Source organism: Pseudomonas sp. 2822-17 (assembly GCF_002742485.1).
GTDB classification, from domain to species: Bacteria; Pseudomonadota; Gammaproteobacteria; order Pseudomonadales; family Pseudomonadaceae; genus Aquipseudomonas; species Aquipseudomonas cyclaminis.
The window spans coordinates 1-264 of sequence record NZ_LJRZ01000798.1 but is presented as its reverse complement, the minus strand read 5'-3'; the positions used below and the strand labels follow the sequence as shown (position 1 = coordinate 264).

1 protein-coding gene is annotated in these 264 nt (G+C 37.1%); it reads left to right on the top strand.

From position 1 onward, the window contains the following. On the top strand, positions 1–215 hold a 215-nt coding region (locus AOA60_RS33550), incomplete at its 5' end, for a hypothetical protein (protein ID WP_218240902.1). Positions 216–264: the final 49 nt, after the last annotated feature.

Here is a 264-nt window from a genome sequence, read left to right as displayed (position 1 = left end):
CAGCCTCTGCACATGTGAATGCCATTGAAAAAATACATGATTCTGTTCTAGAAATCCCTAATTTCCCCATTAAGCTACATCGATTTAGTGTAGAGGAAAAACTCCATTGGGTATCTGGTTTAAGTGAAGACCTCAAATCAGCTTATGACGCATGGAAATTACCATCTGATATGGAAGTTAGTTGGTCAAAAAGAGGTAAGAGAGTGAAGATTTAGTATGGAACCCCCTCCATAATTTGTTTTGGTGATTCATTCATAGTTATGT